The sequence below is a fragment of the Pseudofrankia coriaricola genome, from assembly GCF_032027725.1.
Lineage (GTDB): Bacteria > Actinomycetota > Actinomycetes > Frankiales > Frankiaceae > Pseudofrankia.
In genome coordinates this window covers 1-19,906 of sequence record NZ_JASNFO010000103.1, presented here as the reverse complement: position 1 = coordinate 19,906, position 19,906 = coordinate 1, and the positions used below count along the sequence as shown (strand labels likewise).

Below are 19,906 nucleotides of genomic sequence, written 5' to 3'. Positions count from 1 at the left end.
ACCCGCTGGCCCGGCGACCGCCGGCCCGGCCCGACTACCCGATGGACGATCCCGATGCCGCGCCGCCCCTCGCTCACCCACCTGCAGCTGGCGTCGGCGGCCCTCGACGTCGTCGACCGGGACGGCCTCGCCGGACTGACCATGCGAGCGGTCGCCGCCCAGCTCGGTGTGAGCACGATGGGGCTCTACCGATACGTCCAGGACCGGGACGAGCTGGAAGAACTGGTCGTCGAGACCGTGCTCGGCGAGATCGACACGGATCCGCCTGGGCCGGGCGATGCCGCGTCCTGGCGGGAGCAGCTCACGGTGATGGCCAGAAGGCTGCGCGACACGGTGGGCACCCACCCGTCGACGGTCCCGCTGGCGCTCACCCGCCGGTACCGTTCGACGGCGATCATGCGCTGGTCGGAGACAGTGCTCGCCATCCTGGCCGGCGCCGGCATCGACGGCGAGCGGCGCGTGATCGCGTTGCGCAGCCTCCTGGCCTACGCGATCGGCGCCATCCAGCTCGAGCACCTCGGCGGCCCATCCGGCCTCGATGCCCTGGCCACCGTCCCCAGCTCCGCCGTTTCGTCCGAGTTCCCGTTTCTGGCGGACAGCGCCGCCGCGGCGGCCGGCGTCACCCGCGACGACGAGTTCGTCGGCGGCGTGGCCCTCCTCCTGGACGGCCTAACTCCCTGAAGCGGATGTGCGCGGTCGATGATCGCGGCGATCTCCTCCTCGGGGCTTCTCCGCGATGGTCTAACTCACTGAAGCGGATTTCCCGGCCGCCGGCCCGAAGGTGACCTAGGAACTCCGCGTGTTAGGGCATTTGACCTGCCGATATTTGGGCCGGTCTCAGCGTGAACAGTTCCGGTCTCACCTTCCCGGCGTTTTTAAGGACTTGGCCTCTTGATATTTGGTGCCACTTTCATGATCTGGTGGAATCTTAGAAGCTGGGGCTCCGAGGATCCCACCAGATCATGAACGGCCCCGCGTTCAGCGCCAAGGTGCACGACGAGGCGCGGCCATCCGGCCGCTCGTCCCGCCCATACCAGGGCAAAGCGAAATGCACCTAGTCAGGATTCTTCGCGATCTTCGCGCGGACCGTTGACCTGCGGTGATGCTGGTCGATCTTGGCCTAGCCAAGCGGCATTGAGGCGAAGCGAGAACATGCCGGAGCCCTGAAGGTGGCCTGACAGGACACACACTTGAAGAGCCGTTTGCGGCAGCCGGGGCCTCAGGAGCCGAGGCTGGCCCCTACCTCGAGGTCGACGAGGATCCCGGTCTGCACCGTGCCGACCTGTCCTGGCTGTAGGGCGGTCCGAAACCGCTTCGGCGACGTGGTCACGTCCTCGTAGGACGGTGGTTCGCCGGTCGGCTGCCAGTTTCTCGGCCCGACCTCAATCATGCGGCACGTCTGGACTCGAATGCCGCGGATGGTCCCGTGGGTCTCCGGGAACGACTCCGGAACACCAGCGTGGTGGTCCTCGCCGATGTAGCCGGTAAGCCGGACCGGGCCCGCCGTTGGCTGACGGGCCACCCAGAAGAGCGACAGGCCGTCGGCGACGTCGGGCGCTCCCAGCCACGTGCCGTGGCGGGGGTTGTCTGCCGGCATCGACGCCGTTTGGGCGCCCAGGTGCGCGGCAACCAGGTCCAGCTCGACCAGTCCGGCCCCGTCGGAGCCGTCCCGCTCCGACTGTGCCGTGAACACGAGCTGCCATCTCACGTGGTCTCCCACCGAGGGCGGATCCATGCAGCATTCGATCTGCCAACTCTCGACGTGCACAGGCAGGCGCATGTCCACATCGTCCCGGGCCGATGGCCGCGGCATCCGAGATATCACCTCGACGACACGACCGATCTTCGGCGCGCCCGACTCAGTCCGGCGTACCAGGGATCTGCCGGCTTGGAGACTGCCGTCGCGGGCCGGTGCCGGTTGGCTTTCCCGCCGCGGTCAAATGTCGCCGGTTCGACGCCTGATGCCGAGACTTGCCGCGACGGTCATGACCCGCGACGCTTCGAACCTGTTCTCCCCCTACGGAGGACGACCCGGCGACCGACCTTGGAGAGGCGGGAAAGATGACAACTGAGGCCGGTAGCCCAGCGGTGCCCACAGGCCCGTTAGTGATCCTGGGGACAACGGCCGCCGGGTGTGCGAAAGAAGATCATTTTCGCACACCCTTTGGCCCTCTAGCTGGCAAGGCCGCGATCGTGACCGGCGGCGGGCAGGGAGTCGGCCGCGGCATCGCGCTCGCGCTGGCTGGTGCCGGGGCGCGGGTGGTCGTCTGCGGCCGTACCGAGCCGACGCTCGACGCCGTCCGCAAGGAGATCGAGGCGCGCGGCGGCACGGCCCTGACCATCCGCTGCGACGTCACCGTGCCCGCCGACCTCATCCGGCTCGTGGAGCTGACCGTCGCCGCGTTCGGGACTGTCGACATCCTCGTCAACAGCGCCATGACCGTGCCATTCGGGAAGCTGCTGGACATCAGCGAGGAGACGATCGCGGCCGGCTGGGAGTCGGGCCCGCTCGCCGCGCTCCGCCTGATGCGCTTGTGCCATCCCTACCTGCGGGGCGGTGGCTCGGTCGTCAACGTCTCCTCCGGCGCCTCGATCGCCCCGATCACCCACGACCGCGCCGTCTACGCGGCAACGAAGGCCGCGCTGAACTCGATCTCGCGCGGCGCCGCTGTCGAATGGGGCCCCGACGGCATCCGCGTCAACACGATCATGCCGTTCGCGCTTTCCCCAGCACTCGAGCGTTTCGCCGCCGACGAGCCCGCGGCCATGGCCGACGTCCTCGCCACCATCCCGCTACGCCGCACCGGCGACCCCGAATCCGACATCGGCCAGGCCGCGGTCTTTCTGGCCAGCCCAGCCGCCGCCTACATCACGGGCGCGATCCTCCCGGTAGACGGCGGCGCCGCCTACGTCCGCTGACAACAGGTCAGGAGCTTGGAGTCGGGTCGGCGGTGGGTGGGGCGTTGGCCACGACCGGTCGGGGCATCGGCCGGTGGGCGAAGGTCGGACGGCGGTTGACCCGCGGACGTGGGACGGGCCAGGTGGGGACGGCCGCGGTGGCGAGAGACCACAACGCGGTTGTGAGGAGGGCCAGGCCGGCTAGCGCGACGAGGCATAGCGTCCACAGCGTGAACGTGGGCGCGTGGGCTCCGCTCACGACCAGCGCCGACCGGAGGCGGCCGACCGTGTCGTACTGGTGCAGCGCCGGGAGCTTGAACGCGAGCTCCCGTCCCGTCATGACACAGGTCATGAGGGCGAGCGCGGCGACCGTGACGACGGTGGGCAGGCCGCGGCGCGCGCCTGGCAGCGCGGCGAGCGCGGCCGCGAGGAGCAGCGTCGCGACCGGTACGGCTGGCAGGAGGTAACGGGCGAACCACGCACCACCGGCAGCGACGTAGCCGACCAGCGTGGCGGCCGCGACCGCGACATGCAGCATGATCAGCACCCATGCGAACGCGCCCGGCGCCCGGCGACGGCACACGCCGAGAAAGCCCGCCGTGGCGTCTCGCGTCCCACGCAGGTCGGGCTCGGGCGCCAGATCAGGCACGGGCGCCGGATCGGAGGCGCCGTCGTCCGGCGCCTCGCGGGCGGGCGGCAGGGCGATCGGGCCGGCCGACGGCAGTGCCCTCCGAGCCGCGAGCAGCCGCGCGCCGCGCGCCCACAGGACCGCGCACCGGCGGGCGGTCCAACGCAGCGCCGCCAGCGTGAGGCCCGCGACGAGCACCAGCAGGACCAGCTTCGGCCCGTCCGTCAGGTCACGGCCGTCGGTGAGCAGGCGCGGGCGGCCGTAGAAGCCCCGGTAGATGGCCCAGGCGAAAGCGCGTGAGTGCAGGATCTCGCCGGCCGTCATCGGCTTTTCCGATATCGGGAACATTTTGGCGATCAGGCCGCTCGCCGTGAGATCGCCGTAAAGCTGGATGTTTCTCCAGTAGAACCAGCCGATTCCCGCGCATACGACCGCCGCGCCACCCGCCACGGTGGCGATCCCGAATCCAAGTCGGCGCCACCTCCCGCCGGAGTGGAGTGCGACGGCGATTCCGGCGACCGGCAGGAGAAGCCCCGCCTCGAGCAGGCCGCTCGCCCGGGTCGCCGCCGCCGCGAGCACCACGGCCGCCAGGCAGAGCAGGCGCATCGCGGACGGCCCGCGCCGTAGCAGCGCGACCGTGGCCGCTAGGCCCGCGACGATCGTCGCGAGGGATAGCCCGTCGTTGTAGAGCTGGCCGCAGGAGTTGACGAACATTCCGACCGTGCCCATGACCGCCGCCGTGCCGACGGCCAGGTCCGGGCGCGCGGGTACTAGCTCGCGCACCAGCCAGGCGATCGCGGCGAGCGCCGCGATTCCGAAGACGACGTTCAGAAGCCTGGCCGCGCGGAAACCGGCGATCGGGTGGCCGCTGTGAATGCCGGCCTCGAGTGGGACCGACTGGATGGCGTAGAACAACGGCGGATGATTGGCCGTGTAGGTCAGCTGGGTGTTGCTGTGAACTCCCCGTGGCCCGTGGGCGCAGGCGGGCATTCCACCGGCGGACGCCATCTCGACGGCTACCGACAGCGGGCGGCCATTCCCGGCACTACCGGCCGTTGGCCGAGGGGCGGTGCCGGTGCCGGTGCCGCCGGCCGTCGGCCGGCCCGGCTGGGGCGCGCCGGTCTCGGCAGCCACCGGTATCGCCAAAGGCGGGCTGGACGTCGGGGGCCGGCCGGTCTCGCCCGCGCGAGGCCCTTCCCTCGTTCCGGCGCCGGGGACGGTGGCTGATCCCCGTCCGGACCCACCCTCGTGGGCCAACCGTGCGCGGGCCGCTTCGAGGCCGGCCCTGGCTTGTTCGGGGGTGACGACGCAGTCGGCGGGGATGCCCGGCATTCCGGGGAGGAGGGAGCGGACCGGGGTGTCGATCACCGGCAGGCTGCCGCTGCCGACCTCCAGGGCGTAGGAGGTGTGCTGGGCCTCGTCGGCGCTGGTGAAAGGCGGAATGGCGAGTGCTGTCAGTGTGGCAAGCGCGGCGAAGACCAGGCTCGCCCCGGAGACCCCGACCACCACCCACCGCCGCGTCGCCGAGCGACCGGCACCCCGGTCATTACCCGAACCGGGGTCATCACCCGAACCGACGCGCCTACTGACACGCGTACCGACAACCGCTACCGCGCGACGCCACCGGGCGGCGATGTGGACACGGAGGGCGCCCCTGGCGCCGATGCCATGCGTCTTCTCGCTGTCGCCGATCTCGCGGTGGTCGATCTCGCGGTGGTCGCAGGCGTGCCCCGACCGCCGCTCCCCTGCCGTCCCCACCTGGCATCCCGATTATCGCGGGCGGCCGGGCCTTCGTCGGCCAATGCGCCCGGAGAAGACGTTAGCGGGCCCACTCCGACGACCACGCACGCACCCGGTGGAGCCAGGCGATTTACGTCAAACCGTTCTGCTCTAGAGCAATCCGGCTCTCAGGTCTGGGCGGCCGAACCGTGGGGCGTGGAGTAGGGGCGGCGCGACGGGTCGGCGGCGCCGGGCTCGGCAGCCGCCGGCAGCGGGGCGAGGTCCGCGATGGCGGAGAAGTCGTCTTCGCTCTGGCCGCGGCGGGCGGCCTCGGCGGTGAGGCCGAGCACCGCCTGGGCGAGGCCGAGCTGGCGCGGGGTGGCGCGGACGGCCAGCCTGACGTCCTTCGCGAGGGCCTCGACGGTGAACGCGGGCGGGGTGAAGTTCCCGGACTCGATCATCGCCCGCTTGTAGCCGAGGACTCCGCCCAGGAACCCGCCGGCGAGCTCGTCGAGCACGACCTCGCGGTCGAGGCCCAGGTCGACGCCGAGCGCGACGGTCTCGGCGACGGCGGCCATCGCCTCGGCGAGGGTGAGGTTGACGACGAGCTTCAGCGCGCTGCCCGCGCCCACCTCGCCCACCCGGACGATCCGCTCCGGATCCCCGAACAGCTCCAGGGTCGGCCGGGCGGCGGCGAGGTCGGCCTCGCTCGCGCCGACGAGGATCTTCAGCTTGCCCTCGCGGGCCGGCCCGAGCGTGCCGACGACCGGCGCGTCCACGTATCGCAGCCCGGCGGCGGCGGCGGCCCGGCCCAGCTCGCGAGCCGACTCCGGCCCGACCGTCGTCGCGTTGATCACCAACAGCCCGGCGGGCGCGGCGACATGAACCGACTCCATCACCTCACCGGCCGACTCCGGCCCGAACAGCATCAGGACGACCACGTCGGCGTCCGCGACGGCGTCCGCGACGGAACCGGCCTCGCGGGCACCGGCCGTGACCAGCTCGGCAGCCCGGCCGGGCGTCCGGTTCCAGACGGTGAGCTCATGCCCGCCGGTCAGCGCCCGGGCCGCCATCAGCTGGCCCATCTTGCCCATTCCGAGAAATGCCACCCGCACGTTCGGCCTCCCATCGTCGCCGTGCGACTTCCGCCACGAACGATGGCCTACCCGGCTCAACCGGCCTCGCCCGCCAAGCAGCACGGATCCAGTCACGGCGCGGTCACCAGCGGTGTTGTCGCCACGACCGCCCGCGACGCACCTCTCATCCCACCAGAGCGCCCGGCCGGACTCGAACTCCAACGCCAGAAGGCATACCCGGACCGGGATCACCCGTCGCTCCCAGCCCCGCCAGGCCGCCTTGATCACGTCCAGCGTATGCACAAATCCGGCAAAGCACGACAGGGAACGCCGACATCCATGCCTGGCGGCCGATCCCCGGGGGGGCGGCGGGGCGGCCCCCCCCCCCCCCCCCCCCCCCCCCCCCCCCCCCCCCCCCCCCCCCCCCCCCCCACGGCCTGGGTCTGCCCGGAGGGATCCGACGGGCCAGCAGGACTGGACGGTTCGGGACGACCGGGCACGGGAATCGCGACGGCCGGCGCGGGGACGGCCTTCGCCGTGGCCGGCACGGCGACGCCATCGGCGTCGGCAATGTCGCCGGCCGCGGCAATGTCGCCGGCCGCGGCAATGTCGCCGGCCGCGGCAATGTCGCCGGCCGCGGCAATGTCGCCGGCGGCGGCGAGGCCGGTGCCGATGGCGGCCGGCGTCGTGGTCTGGGCCGGCGCGCCGCGCAGGGCGCGCGCGAGGCTCGCGGCGCCGAGGACGGCGCCGGCGCCGAGGACGCCGAGGACGGACGAGAGATAGCGGTAGTCGAAGCCGGCGGTCAGCGCGCTGATCGCGAGCACCGACAGGCCGCCGGCGCCCGCGAGCCAGTACATCGGAGGAGGGCCGGGCCTGCGGCGGCGCCGGGCCACCGGGACGGCGAGCAGCCCGGCGAGCAGCCCGGCGCCGACCAGGGGCATCGGCACGTAGCCGAGCCGCGAGTAGTCGGCGAGCCGCTCCGCGAGCCCCGTCCGCAGGGTCGTCACGACGTAGTAGCCGTCGGCCGAACTCGGGTCGCTTTCCGGCAGGACGTTGGTGAGCGTGTCCGGCAGCTCCCAGGTGTCGGCGCGGGACGTCCTGGCGTTCTCGTGCCGCGTCGGGGAGAAGTAGCCCACCAGATAGTCGCCCGACGTCCGCAGCATCATCCACGGCTGCGCGCGGACGATGTCGTCCGCGAACTCGCCGGCGAGCTCCTCTCGGCCCTTGGGGATGCGCGCGTGGCCCTGGCGTAGCGGCGACTTCGCCGGCCACAGGTAGGTGTCGGGCTGGGTGCGCCGCGCCACGGGCCGCGTGTCACACAGGGTCCGCAGCACGGGACGGTCCTCGGGCAGCGCGGCGCAGTCGGCGAACGGCGCGACCCGGCCGTACAGGAAGTACCCGGAGTGCGCCGAGACGTTGAAGTGCTTGCCCTCCGAGAGGCTCCACCCGCTGTACGCGCACACCGGCGCCGCCGCCGCACCGACGAACGAGAGAGCCACGGCGAGTACCCGCATGATCCCGCGGACCCTCTCCGTGCCCTGCTCGCGGCGGGCCCGGACGGCGGCGGCCGTCGCGGTCACGACCAGGACGGCGAACGCGACGGCGAGCGGTCCGTAGCCGACGGTCCGGACGGTGAGGCTCGCGCCGAGCAGCAGCCCGGCGAGCGCCGCGGCCCACACCCGCGGCCGGCCGGGCATCGCGAGCAGCAGCAGCCCGAGGCCCGTGAGCACGCTGAACAGCGTCTCCGCGAGGACGAACTGGCCGAGGTCGAGCACCCAGGGCGACAGCAGCATGGGCACGGCACACAGCGAGGCCACCCACGTCCGCCGGGTCACCCGGACGGCCACTGCGTACAGCACGATGCCGACGGCGAACGTCAGCGCGTGCTGGATGATCACTAGCCGGGTGAGGTGGGCCTCGCCGTCGACCAGCCGCAGGAACATCGGGTAGCCGGACGGCCGCCAGTCCTCGGGCCACAGGCCATGCCATGCCTGATCCAGGTAGGCGCCCGAGTCGCCCAGGTACATCAGCGCCGGCTGGTAGGTGACCACGACCAGCACCCTGGCGACGAGCGCCACCAGCGCGACCACACCGAACAAAGCGTGCCGCCGCGCCCACGCGCCCAGTCGCCGCCGCGCTCCTGGCCGCCACACCGCCGACCGCCAAGCCGCCGACCGCCAAGCCGCCGACCGTCGAAACGCCGCGGGGCTCGGGGCGCCATCCGTGCCATCCACGCCAGTCGTGTCGATCGTGTCGGTCGGCTCTGGGCCGGGAGGGGTCGTTGAATCCACGACCGGCTGTGTCGTCACGGTCGTGACCGGCTGGTCAAGCGGCGTCGCCATCGTCGTCAGTGTCCCAGCCGATCCCGCCGTGACGGCTCCGCCCTCCCCGGTGTCTCCCCGTGTCTGCACCCCTCGCACGGCATGACCTGCGCGTCAGGCGCCGCCGGGCAGCCTTCGCTCCCGGCCTCCCGCCCTCCCGCCTCATCGCCCCTTCGCCGTCGCCTCCCCCTCGGAGCGTCACCCCTCGGAGCGTCACTCCGTCGGAGCGCCGTTCCGGCGTCGTCACGTCATGCCGCCCGCACGCCGCTGGCGGAAGTCGCCTCGTGGAGGTGACCCAGATCTCTGCAGGCTCGGAATTTTTGCGTTGACTGCAAACTTGTAGGAGAGGCAAAGTTGTAGTGCACGCACGATCGACCGGCCCGGCACCGCGTCCAGCCCCGACGCGGACCCTGATCCCGCCGCCGCGGCCGGCGACCGTGCAGGGCGCGGAAACGCGAAACGAGAACCGCGAACGACGGACCCCCAAGGCCCGGAGGCGCACCCTTTGGAGACACGCAGATGAATTCGCCACGCAGCGCCGCCCGGGCCATGACCACCCGGCTCACCCGGACGAAGGACGCAGCTCGAACCTCGACGCTCGCACCCGCCGGCCCAGCGGGAACTCCAGGAACCGGCGGTACCCGGGCCTCGAACCTCACCGGCGGCACAGCGGCCGGCGCCGCCGGCGATGGCCGCCGGATCTGGCTGATCGTCGCCGCTCTCGGCACCGGCCTGCTGCTGGCCTCGCTCGACCAGACGATCGTGTCGACGGCGCTGCCGACGATCGTCGGTGACCTGGGCGGCGCCTCGCACCTGTCCTGGGTGGTGACCGCCTACCTGCTGGCCTCGACGGTCTCGACACCGATCTGGGGCAAGCTCGGCGACCTCTACGGCCGCAAGCGCTTCTTCCAGGCAGCCATCGTGATCTTCGTGGCCGCGTCCATGCTCGCGGGCCTCAGCCAGTCGATGACAGAGGTCATCGCGTTCCGCGCGCTGCAGGGCCTGGGCGGCGGTGGCCTTGTCGTCGGCGCGATGACGATCATCAGCGACCTGGTCTCGCCCCGGGAGCGGGGCCGCTACCAGGGCGTGTTCAGCGCGCTGTTCGCCGTCTCGTCGGTGCTCGGCCCGCTGCTGGGCGGCCTGTTCGTCGATCACCTGTCCTGGCACTGGATCTTCTACATCAACGTTCCGGTCGGCGTGGCCGCGTTCGCCGTCGTCACCGCGGTGCTGCCCGCGATCCGCAACCGGGCCAAGACCTCGATCGACTACCTGGGAGCCGCCGTCCTCGCGGCCGCCACGACCTGCCTGGTCCTGTTCACCAGCCTCGGAGGCTCCTCGATCGCGTGGAGCTCAGTGACGAGCATCGGCCTCGGGGCCGGCGGTGTGGCGCTGCTGGGCCTGTTTGCGCTGGTCGAGCGGCGGGCGGCCGAGCCGATCCTGCCGCCCCGGCTGTTCACGCTGAAGGTGTTCAACATCGCGAGCCTGATGAGCTTCGTGGTCGGCTTCGCGATGTTCGGCTCGATCATCTTCCTGCCGCTGTTCCTGCAGGTCGTCAAGGGCATCGACCCGACCGTGTCCGGCCTGCAGATGCTGCCGATGAGCCTCGGCCTGATGATCGCCTCAATGACGACCGGGCGGCTGATCTCCGCCTTCGGCCGGTACAAGGTCTTCCCGATCATCGGCACCGGCCTGATGACGGTCGGCGTGGCGCTGTTCTCGCTGCTGACCCCGGACGTCTCGACCCTGCGGCTGAGCCTGTCGATGTTCGTCTTCGGCGTCGGGATGGGCATGGTCATGCCGGTCCTCACCCTGTCGGTGCAGAACGCGGTCGACCCGCGGGACCTGGGCGCGGCGACGTCGGGCGCGACGTTCTTCCGCTCGATCGGTGGCTCGTTCGGCACCGCCGTGTTCGGCACGATCTTCGCGAACGTGCTGGCCGGCAAGCTGGCGCACCTGGTCGGCGGCGCCCCGCTGCCGGGCGGGGTCACCGGCTCGAACGTGAGCCCCAAGCTCATCGCCGGCCTGCCCGAGGCTCTGCGCACCGGCTTCATCCAGACCTACACCGACTCGCTGCAGGTCGTCTTCCTGGTCGCTGTGCCGATCGCGTTCCTCGGGTTCCTGACCGCCTGGCTGCTCCCCGAGCTGCGCATGCGCCGCAGCAGCGGTCTCGACGCCCGCACTGAGGCCACCGCGGCGGCCGACGCTGGGCTGGTCGGCACGGCCGACGCCGCGCTGGTCGGCGCGACGGCCGGCCAGGCCGCCACGGCGGGGCACGCCCGGCCGCGGACCACGACCGGTGGAACGGTCGTCCCGGCTCCGCGCCTGGCCGACCTCGGCCTGCGCACGGCCAGCGGCGACGAGCCGGAGCTGACCATCCCGGACACGGTTCCGGCGGACCTGATGCTCTCCGGTGACCTGGCCAGGCGCGGCCGCTCGCCCAGGCACGACGGTTGAGCGAGGCGCCTGGCCACGGGTCCTGCCCGGACACCCGAAAGGGTTGCCGGGCAGGCCCCCTGGCACGCGGGTTGTGCGTGGCGCCTGGCCACGGGTCCTGCCCGGACACCCGAAAGGGTTGCCGGGCAGGCCCCGTGGCCAGGCCGACCGGGCCCAGCGGCCCGCGATCAAATCTTTTCACTGGCTGCAAACTTGTATTGACGGCAAACTTGTAGAGTACGCAAGATACGGTGCGGACGATCGACCACCGGCGCCGGCGGCGACCGGCCGAGAACGACCGGTCGCGCGGCGGCCGGAGCGACGAACGAACGCCGACGAGCACCACGAAGCGAGCGGGCGCGAGGGAGGAGGAACGGGCGATGGGAGTGAGTGCCGGTGTGGCCGAGCCCACCGAGCTCGGGCTGCGCGAGCGCAAGAAGCGCCAGACCCGCGACGCGATCCGGGAGGCCGCCGTCCGCCTCGTCGCCGACCGTGGCCTCGAGCGCGTGACCGTCGACGAGATCGCCCAGGCGGCGAACGTCTCCCCGCGCACGTTCTTCAACTACTTCCGGTCCAAGGAAGACGCCCTCGCCGGGATCGACGAGGACGAGATCGAGGAGACGTGCGCCGCGTTGCGCGCCCGGCCGGCCGACGAACCGCCGCTGCGTGCGCTCGCCGCGATCCTGACCGCCCGGCTCGAGCGCAGGATGCTCGACCCGCGGATGCACCAGGCACGGGTGCAGATGCACCAGAGCCACCCGCAGTTGTTCGGCGCGCACGCCGCCACCTGGCGCATCTTCGAGCGGCGCCTCGCCGAGGTCATCGGCGAGCGCACCGGCCTGTCGGCCGACGAGGACCCGTACCCGGCGACCGTCGTCGCCGTGGCGATGGCCGTCGTCCGGTCGACGATCTCCCACTGGCAAGGAACCCAGAACCCGTCCGCGGCGGCGCTGTCGGCGAACCTGCGGGCGGGATTCGACAGCGTCGCCCGCGGCCTCGCGCCGCCCGCGTCCGGGCAGCCGGCCGCGTCCGGGCAGCCGGCCGCGTCCGGGCAGCCGCGCGCGGCCCCAAACCCGCCGCCGGCCACGCCGCCGCTCGTGACGCCGGCCGACGCCACGCCCGCCTGAACCCATCGAGCCCGGCCCGACTGAGCACGGACCGACTGAGGACGGACCGCGCCGCGCCCGGCGCGCGAACCCCGCCGACCATGCCCCGCCCAGCCGCCGAGGGAGAACGTGATGGCGTCACCCAGCACAGCGAGCCGGTCCCCGGAGCCCACCCCTCCCGCCTCGCCACCGGCGGCGGACGTCCTGGACAAGCCGGGAGGACACCGGGTCGGCCTGATCCTCCTCGCCCTTGGCGTGGGCATGCTGCTCGCCGCGCTCGACCAGACGATCGTGTCGACAGCGCTGCCGACGATCGTCGGCGACCTCGGCGGCGCGGAGCACCTGTCCTGGATCGTCACCGCGTACCTGTTGGCCTCGACGGTGTCCACGCCGCTGTGGGGCAAGCTCGGCGACCTCTACGGCCGCAAGATCTTCTTCCAGGCGGCGATCGTCATCTTCCTGGTGGCATCGGCGGTCGCGGGGCTCAGCCAGTCCATGGGCCAGCTCATCGCGTTCCGCGCGCTGCAGGGCCTGGGCGGCGGCGGCCTCATCATCGGCGCTCAGACGATCATCGGTGACGTGCTGTCGCCGCGGGAACGGGGCCGCTACCAGGGCGTGTTCAGCGGCCTGTTCGGCTTCGCGTCGGTGGTCGGCCCGCTGCTCGGCGGCCTGTTCGTCGACCATCTGAACTGGCGGTGGGTCTTCTACATCAACCTGCCGCTCGGCGCGATCGCGCTGATCATCGTCGCCTCGGCGCTGCCGTCGACCCGCAACCGGGTGAAGCGATCGATCGACTACGTCGGCACGCTCGCACTTGGCGGTGCCGCCACCTGCCTGGTGCTGTTCACCAGCCTCGGTGGCACAACGCTGGCCTGGAGTTCCCCGGCCAGCATCAGCCTGGTCGTCGGCGGCGTGGTGCTGCTGGTCGCGTTCGGCTTCATCGAGCAGCGCGTGGTTGAGCCCGTGCTGCCGCCGAGGCTGTTCGCCAACCGGGTCTTCAACGTCTCCAACCTCATGGGCTTCGTGTGCGGTTTCGCGATGTTCGGGGCCATCACCTTCCTGCCGCTGTTCCTGCAGGTGGTCCAGGGCATCGAGCCGACGATGTCCGGCCTGCACCTGATACCGGTCATGGGCGGCATGCTCGTGTCGTCGACCCTCACAGGGCGGCTGGTGAGCAGGACGGGCCAATACAGGGTTTACCCGATCGTCGGCAGCGCGCTGATGGCGATCGCGATCGTGATGCTCGCCGCGCGGATCACCCCGGGTATCGGCTCGGCGGAGCTGGTCATCTACATGCTGCTGCTGGGTCTTGGGCTGGGCGGCGTCATGCCAGTGCTGGTCGTGTCGGTGCAGAACGCCGTCGAGTTCCGTGACCTCGGGGCGGCCACGTCTGGTTCGGCGTTCTTCCGATCGATCGGCGGCTCGTTCGGCACGGCCATCCTCGGCGCGATCTTCGCGAACCAGCTGACCAGCAAGTTGGCGACATCGCTCCACGGCGCCGCGCTGCCGCAGAACTTCAGCCCATCGGAGGTGAGCCCGAAGCTGGTCTCGGGCCTTCCGCCCGCGGTTCGCCAGGGCTTCGAGGGCGCGTACACCGACGCGATCCAGGTCGCGTTCTGGGTTGCCGCTCCGGTCGCGGCGATCGCCCTTGTCCTCAGCTGCTTCCTGCCCCAACTGAGCATGCGCTCGAGCAGGCATGTCGCGGAGACCACCCCGGCGGCGCTAGGCGCCGGGGTGGAAGCCCCGGTCAGCGGCGCCGCCTCGCTGAGCGAGGCCGCCGCGGCGGACGGCGACGTCACCGCGGGCGCTACCTCCAGCGACGGCGCTGCCAGCACGGCGGGCGCGAGGTCGACCACCGGGTAGAACACAGAAAGTGATCGCGCGCACACGGCTGAACGGGCCGCTGGCGGCCGATCACGGGAGCCCTGGCCGATCCCCTGGGTGCCCGGCGACCACGCCCGAGGCACCAGGCCGCCGGGGTCTCACCGGAAACCCGATCCGTGGCACGTCAGCCAGCCCATAGACAGGCTGAGTTGACACACTTCGCGGCACCGCCATTGATGTGTGTTGGATGAGCAGGCCTATAGGCCGGCCTAAATGACACAGTTCGACATCCAGCACCCGCTCGGGCGTCCCGGCCGCAAGGGACGAGACCTCGGAGCCGCCGCGGCACGCCCCACCCCGACAGCGGCGGGGCGTGCGGGCGGAACCACAGCCGCGACCCCGCGCACCATGGTCGGGGTTATCGAGAACCCGCCACCGCATCCGCCGCGTCCGCGCCAACGACCCCGCCGGGCTCAGGGCTGGTGGCGCCCGCGGCGGATGGCTTCGCGTGGTCGTCTCCGGCCAGCCCCGCCGGCAGGTCGCGCAAGGACGAGCGGGAGACGACGACGAGCGCCGCCACGACCAGCGCGCCGGTGGCCGCGAGGATCGTCCAGGTGACGCCCACAGGGAACGGAGCCCAGCGGGCGATCGCGGCTGCGGCGTCCGGGATCCGCGCCGGGGTGAAGGCGACGCCGCGGCCGAGCCAGTAGTAGCTGCAGATGGCCAGCAGCGCGAACGCCTGCATGAGCACCGCGCCGACGAGCAGGATCACCGGAGTCCAGCACGCGCGCCGGCCGAGCAGCCGGGCAAGACCCGCCACGGCGACCACGGCGATGCCGACGACGCCGAGATAGAGGTAGCGGCCTTGGACGGCGATGCCGCGGGTGTAGCGCTCGTAGTCGGCCCAGCTGCGCTGGCCGACCGTCACATAGGCGAACACGGCCGGCAGCAGCAGGACTGCCGGAACCGCGGGCGTGCGCAGCCGGCCCAGCCAGCGCCGCCCGGCTGGCGCCGCCGCCATGTCGGCCGCGGCCCGCGCCGGGATCGGCGGAACGGACGACTCCGCGGGCCCGCGTCCACGCCCGCGTGGACCGGCGAGGCCGGTCGCGAGCCCGACGAGGCCGACCGCGACGACGACGACGGTCGCGGAGACGATCGCGATCGGCGTCAGCTGCGGCGGTTCGAACATGCCCAGCCCGGCCCAGAACCGGTTGAACATGGTCTGGACGAAGTACCACAGCCAGGTCCAGAACGAGTCGGGCAGCAGCAACGGCTCCCGGCGGGGCGGGTCTACCCCCCAGCCGTTCGGCTGGACCGCCCCGTAGAGCACGTAGTTGCGCACCCACCACCAGCCGCCGCCGGCGAGCCCCACGCCGAGCGCGATGGCCGCCGGCCGCCACGGCAGCGAGGCGAGCGCCGCGCGCAGGCGGGCACGGCGCGGCTCGGTGCCGGCCGGCCTCGCGTCGCGGTCGCGCAGCCAGCCGACCAGGTAGGCGGCGGCGACCATGAGCGGCAGCAGCAGGGCCGTTCCTTTGGACAGCAGGGCCACCGTGAGCCACAGCCCGGCCCAGACCGCCGTGCGCGCCCGCCGGTCGCCTCGCAGCACCCCTGCGAGGACAAACGTCAGGGCGCTCGCGGACAGCATGAGGATGCCGTCGTTGTTGAACGACGAGCCGACCCGGGTGAGGCCGGGAACCGCCAGCGGCAGCACCGCGGCGCCCCGCGCCACCATCTCGGCGAGGCCGAGGCGGCGTGCCGTCGCCCAGGCCAGCAACGGCAGCGGCGCGACCAGCAGGATGTTGAGCAGCCGCAGGACATAGACCTGTTCGTCGTAGGCCCAGTCGTCCGAGCCTGGCAGCGCGGACAGCAGCCCGGCACCGACGGCGTAGACCAGCGGCGGGTGCTGCACCATCTGGTTCGACAGCCGGCCGTCGGTGACGGGGTCCGGCCCACCGAGCTCGTCGAACGAGCCACGCTCAGGGCGTGGCGTCGGGGTGATCTCGGCGAACGACGGCGAGCCGCGTCGCTTGCCGCCGGACTGGAACATGTCGGCGTAGTCGCCTCGGTCGAAGTCGTCCGAGGTCGCCGCGACCCCCTTGGAGATCGTCTTGTCACCCGGGCCGGGCCAGCCGGCGCCGTGCTGGAGCCCATAGACCATGTCGACGTGCTGCGCCTCGTCGTAGCCGGCCCACGTCGGGTAGATCACCGAGTAGGTAGCAAGCAGCGCGACGTGCAGCGCGGTGATCAGCAGCACGGCCGCCGGCACCCGCCGGGCCAGCGCCCCGGCGGCCCCGGCCGCTTTCCCGGGGGCCCGCCGCGGGCGCCGCACGCGCCGCGGGTGGTCCGGCGCGCCGGCGGCGGCTGGTCCGCCGGATGGGTCGGGCGCGGTCGGCTGGGAGGGAATCCCCATGCCGCCCGCCTCGGGCGGGGGGGACGCGGTGTCGGTGCGCTCGCTGATCTTTGGCTCCGTGGTTGCTTCGTCGCGGGCGCGTCGCGCCCTCCTCCGGCCATGCCGGCCGCCAGGCCGGCTCCGCCGGGTCTCCGCGGCCCATTCGTGGCCGAACGGCCCCTCATGTGGGCCGTGGTCCGTTGCGATTCGGCCCGATATGGCCCGCGACCCGCCCGTCAAGCCTAGACGACCGGTTCCGGCGCCCCGGCGGCCCGGGAGGCCACGCCGCCGGGCACCACGGTGCCCATGCCGTGCCGCCCGCATGCCGTGCCGCCCGCATGCCGTGCCGCCCCGCGCCGCGCGCCGTGCTGCCCAGGTCTATGCGATGCCCAGGCGCGATGGTGTTGCCTGGGTGTGGGCCGCGCCACGGTGCCCGGCCGTGCCGGGTGCTTGGTGCTCACCGCCGGACGCCGCACGGCGCGGGCGCCCCACGCGGCCAGGCGCCGTGGGAGTCCCACCACGCCACCGCACAAACCTGTGCAATACCTGTGAATCCACCCGGGCCTCCCGCAGGTGGCGGGCAGGCACGCGCCGATGTCACCGGCACACCCGCCCTGAGCCGTGGCGGCCGGCGTCGGAACCCGCCCGGGAAGGCACGGCGGGTGCCTACCTGACGTGGGTGCCGGGTTGTTCGACGGTCTGCCAGACTGCGAACCGTGCGCGTACTCGTGATCGGTTCTGGTGGCCAGGTCGGCTCCGACCTGTGCCGGCTGCTTGCCGCTGATCCCCGGCTGCCGGCCTCCGCTGGGCTGACCCGGGCGGAGTGTGACATCACCGACCCGGCCAGGGTCCGGGCGGTAATCCGCGACCAGGCCAGACCGGCGAAGATCCAGGGCGGGCTCACCGTCGTGAACACCGCAGCCTGGACCGACGTCGACGGCGCGGAGACCGACGAGGCGGGTGCCTACGCCGCCAACGCCGCCGGGCCCGCGCACCTGGCCGCCGCCTGCGCGGACGCCGACGCGACGCTCATCCACCTCTCTACCGACTACGTCTTCGACGGCACGGCCGACAAGCCGTACGAGGTGGACGACCAGACCAGCCCGGTCTCCGCCTACGGGCGGACCAAGCTGGCCGGCGAGCAGGCCGTGCTCGCGCTGTGCCCGTCGGCATACGTGATCCGTACGGCCTGGGTATACGGCGCGGTAGGGAAGAACTTCGTCAAGGCGATGGCGCGGCTAGCCCGTGAGCGCGACTGCCTCACGGTCGTGGACGACCAGCGCGGCTCACCCACCTGGTCAGCCGACCTCGCCGCCGGGATCGTCGAGCTGGCGCTCTCCGGCGCCTCACCCGGGCTCTACCACTACACGAGTGCCGGCGACACCACCTGGTTCCACTTCGCGCAGGCGATCATGGAGGAGCTCGGCCCCGACGCGGTCAAGGTCGCCCCGACGACCACAGCGGCGTTCCCGCGCCCCGCGCCCCGGCCCGCCTACTCGGTACTGTCCGCCCGCCGCTGGACCGACGCCGGCCTCACCCCGCCCCGCCCCTGGCGCGACGCGCTTCACGCCGCCTTCGCCGCCCATCCGCGGGAGCTGCGCGGCTGACCACAATGCCTGGGAGCCGGCGGTTCTTCTTGATTAAGCCAGGCGAGGGGTCCCCGCCGATCCGCCTACCGGCGCCGACCGAGCAGCAGGTATGGAATTCGTCGATGCGACGCATTGGGGGATCGGTGGGGTAGCTGTGCCCCGGGGGTAACGTGAAGCCGTGACCGCGCAGATCAGCCCGTCTCCACCACCGGGGACCAACCCCGGGCCTGAGGGCCGTCCCACCCTGGTGGCGGTCGCCTGGCCCTACGCCAACGGCGCACCGCACCTGGGGCATATCGCCGGCGCCTACCTGCCGGCCGATATCTTCGCGCGGTTCCAGCGGATGGTGGGCAACCGCGTGCTGATGGTGTCCGGGTCGGATACCCACGGCACGCCGATCACGGTACGCGCCGAGGAGGAGGGCATCACTCCTCAGGAGGTCGTCGACCGCTATCACCCGGTGTTCCTGGATATCTGGGAGCGGCTCGGCATCTCCTTCGACCTGTTCACCTCCACCCGGACGGACAACCACACCCGAGTCACCCAGGATGTGTTCACCCGGCTGCGCGACGCCGGCTACATCTCCATCCAGGAGACGACGCAGTTCTACGACCCCCAGGCACAGCGGTTCCTGCCCGACCGTTATGTGCTGGGCACCTGCCCGTACTGCGCGTACCCGAACGCGCGCGGCGACCAGTGCGAGAACTGCGGCCGCACCCTCGACCCGGACCAGCTCATCGACCCGCGCAGCAAGATGACCGGCGCGGTGCCCGAGCAGCGCCGGACGTCGCACTTCTTCCTGCGGCTGTCGGCGCTGTCCGACGAGCTGCTGGCGTGGCTGCAGAGCCGGCAGGGCTGGCGCCGGCACGTGATCAACTGGTCGGTCCAGTTCGTCAAGGACGGCCTGCACGACCGGGCGATCACTCGCGACCTCGACTGGGGTGTGCCGCTGCCGACCGACGAGCTCGGGCCGGGCAAGCGGATCTACGTCTGGTTCGAGGCGGTCATCGGCTACCTGTCGGCGAGCAAGGAGTGGGCGGCGACGATCGCCGGCGACCCGGAGGCGTGGCGCGCCTGGTGGGAGAACCCGGACGCGGCGGCGTACTACTTCGTCGGCAAGGACAACATCCCGTTCCACACTGTGATCTGGCCGGCGATGCTGCTTGGCTACGGCGGCCTGAACCTGCCGACCGACGTACCAGCGAATCAGTACGTCACCTTCGGCGGGGCGAAGGCGTCGAAGTCGGCCGGGATCGGGCGGACGGTCCCGGACTACCTCGACGTCCTCCAGCCGGATGCGCTGCGGTACGCGGTCTCGACCGTGCTGCCCGAGCAGAACGACACCGAGGTCTCCGACGCGGACATCATCCGCCGGGTCAACGACGAACTGATCGCCAACTGGGGCAACCTCGTCAACCGGGTGATGGCTCAGATCAACAAGTTCTTCGACGGGGTGCTGCCGGACGTCCCCGCCCCGGCGGAGCTGGGCGGCCAGCACGCCGAGCTGCTGGCGAAGGTCGACGAGGGCCTGGCCCGGGTCGCCGAGCTGCTGGAGAAGGTCGAGCTGCGGGCCGCGCTGCGGGCCGCGATGGAGATCTCCGGCGAGGTGAACCAGTACCTCTACCGTGAGGAGCCCTGGAAGACCATCAAGGTCGACCGGGAGGCCGCCGCGGCCAGCCTCGCCACGTCGGTGCAGGCGATCGCCGGTATCGCCGTCGCGCTCGCTCCCTTCCTGCCGTTCAGCTCCGAGCGTCTGGCGGCCGTGCTGGGCGTCGATCTGGGTGTCTGGCGGCGCCAGCCGGTCCCGGCCGGCCGCCGCCTTGAGTGGTCGGGCGCCCTGTTCACCAAGCTGGACCCCAAGGCCCTGGACGTGCCAGCGGCCTGAGCTCCCGATTCGCGAGAACGGCGTGGGGGGGGGCGCCC

At 72.2% G+C, this 19,906-nt stretch carries 12 protein-coding genes; 7 read left to right on the top strand and 5 right to left on the bottom strand.

Going from position 1 to position 19,906, the window contains the following annotated elements; translation table 11 throughout:
- The first annotated feature begins 54 nt into the window (after positions 1–54).
- On the top strand, positions 55–681 hold the full coding sequence (locus tag QOZ89_RS39635; RefSeq protein WP_071052700.1) for a TetR/AcrR family transcriptional regulator: 627 nt from the start codon (positions 55–57) through the stop codon (positions 679–681).
- Between the two features lie 538 nt (positions 682–1,219).
- On the opposite strand, the gene QOZ89_RS39630 is transcribed toward QOZ89_RS39635, so the two are convergent.
- Positions 1,220–1,780 carry a DUF6578 domain-containing protein gene (locus QOZ89_RS39630; protein WP_312629211.1) on the bottom strand — a complete coding sequence of 187 codons (561 nt, stop codon included), beginning with the start codon at positions 1,778–1,780 and terminating at the stop codon, positions 1,220–1,222.
- 413 nt (positions 1,781–2,193) lie between these two features.
- Between QOZ89_RS39630 and QOZ89_RS39625 the strand changes: the two genes are divergently transcribed.
- Positions 2,194–2,919, top strand: coding sequence for an SDR family NAD(P)-dependent oxidoreductase (locus QOZ89_RS39625; RefSeq protein WP_312629209.1), 726 nt, complete (start codon positions 2,194–2,196; stop codon positions 2,917–2,919).
- Positions 2,920–2,926: 7 nt separating this feature from the next.
- Here the strand turns inward: QOZ89_RS39625 and QOZ89_RS39620 are convergent, their stop codons facing one another.
- From QOZ89_RS39620 to QOZ89_RS39610, 3 genes are all read right to left on the bottom strand, one after another.
- Positions 2,927–5,284, bottom strand: coding sequence for a hypothetical protein (locus QOZ89_RS39620; RefSeq protein ID WP_312629207.1), 2,358 nt, complete (start codon positions 5,282–5,284; stop codon positions 2,927–2,929).
- A 149-nt stretch (positions 5,285–5,433) separates the two neighbouring features.
- On the bottom strand, positions 5,434–6,360 hold the full coding sequence (locus QOZ89_RS39615) for an NAD(P)-dependent oxidoreductase (RefSeq protein ID WP_083419684.1): 927 nt from the start codon (positions 6,358–6,360) through the stop codon (positions 5,434–5,436).
- A 245-nt stretch (positions 6,361–6,605) separates the two neighbouring features.
- Positions 6,606–8,420, bottom strand: a complete 1,815-nt coding sequence (locus tag QOZ89_RS39610; RefSeq protein ID WP_312629205.1) for a hypothetical protein — start codon at positions 8,418–8,420, stop codon at positions 6,606–6,608.
- 741 nt (positions 8,421–9,161) lie between these two features.
- On the opposite strand from QOZ89_RS39610, the gene QOZ89_RS39605 reads away from it, so the two are divergent.
- The 3 genes from QOZ89_RS39605 (at position 9,162) to QOZ89_RS39595 (ending at position 14,044) form a co-directional block, all read left to right on the top strand.
- Positions 9,162–11,096 carry an MDR family MFS transporter gene (locus QOZ89_RS39605; protein WP_312622851.1) on the top strand — a complete coding sequence of 645 codons (1,935 nt, stop codon included), beginning with the start codon at positions 9,162–9,164 and terminating at the stop codon, positions 11,094–11,096.
- A gap of 359 nt (positions 11,097–11,455) precedes the next feature.
- Positions 11,456–12,202: a TetR/AcrR family transcriptional regulator gene (locus tag QOZ89_RS39600; RefSeq protein ID WP_312622852.1), complete on the top strand. Its 747-nt coding sequence runs from the start codon at positions 11,456–11,458 to the stop codon at positions 12,200–12,202.
- 111 nt (positions 12,203–12,313) lie between these two features.
- On the top strand, positions 12,314–14,044 hold the full coding sequence (locus tag QOZ89_RS39595; protein WP_312622853.1) for an MDR family MFS transporter: 1,731 nt from the start codon (positions 12,314–12,316) through the stop codon (positions 14,042–14,044).
- 379 nt (positions 14,045–14,423) lie between these two features.
- Here the strand turns inward: QOZ89_RS39595 and QOZ89_RS39590 are convergent, their stop codons facing one another.
- Positions 14,424–16,415, bottom strand: a complete 1,992-nt coding sequence (locus QOZ89_RS39590; protein ID WP_116271768.1) for an ArnT family glycosyltransferase — start codon at positions 16,413–16,415, stop codon at positions 14,424–14,426.
- Positions 16,416–17,122: 707 nt separating this feature from the next.
- Here QOZ89_RS39590 and rfbD point away from each other — a divergent pair.
- Together rfbD and metG are read left to right on the top strand one after the other, a co-directional pair.
- Positions 17,123–18,001: a dTDP-4-dehydrorhamnose reductase gene (gene rfbD / locus QOZ89_RS39585; RefSeq protein WP_071052703.1), complete on the top strand. Its 879-nt coding sequence runs from the start codon at positions 17,123–17,125 to the stop codon at positions 17,999–18,001.
- A 160-nt stretch (positions 18,002–18,161) separates the two neighbouring features.
- Positions 18,162–19,868, top strand: coding sequence for a methionine--tRNA ligase (metG, locus tag QOZ89_RS39580; RefSeq protein WP_312622854.1), 1,707 nt, complete (start codon positions 18,162–18,164; stop codon positions 19,866–19,868).
- The last annotated feature ends 38 nt before the right edge of the window (positions 19,869–19,906 follow it).

Bases quoted from the DNA above. Each gene is read 5' to 3' on its own strand.
- QOZ89_RS39635 (WP_071052700.1), top strand. From the start codon at position 55: ATGCCGCGCCGCCCCTCGCTCACCCACCTGCAGCTGGCGTCGGCGGCC.
- QOZ89_RS39630 (WP_312629211.1), bottom strand. From the start codon at position 1,780: ATGCGCCTGCCTGTGCACGTCGAGAGTTGGCAGATCGAATGCTGCATG.
- QOZ89_RS39605 (WP_312622851.1), top strand. From the start codon at position 9,162: ATGAATTCGCCACGCAGCGCCGCCCGGGCCATGACCACCCGGCTCACC.
- QOZ89_RS39600 (WP_312622852.1), top strand. From the start codon at position 11,456: ATGGGAGTGAGTGCCGGTGTGGCCGAGCCCACCGAGCTCGGGCTGCGC.
- QOZ89_RS39595 (WP_312622853.1), top strand. From the start codon at position 12,314: ATGGCGTCACCCAGCACAGCGAGCCGGTCCCCGGAGCCCACCCCTCCC.
- QOZ89_RS39590 (WP_116271768.1), bottom strand. From the start codon at position 16,415: ATGGGGATTCCCTCCCAGCCGACCGCGCCCGACCCATCCGGCGGACCA.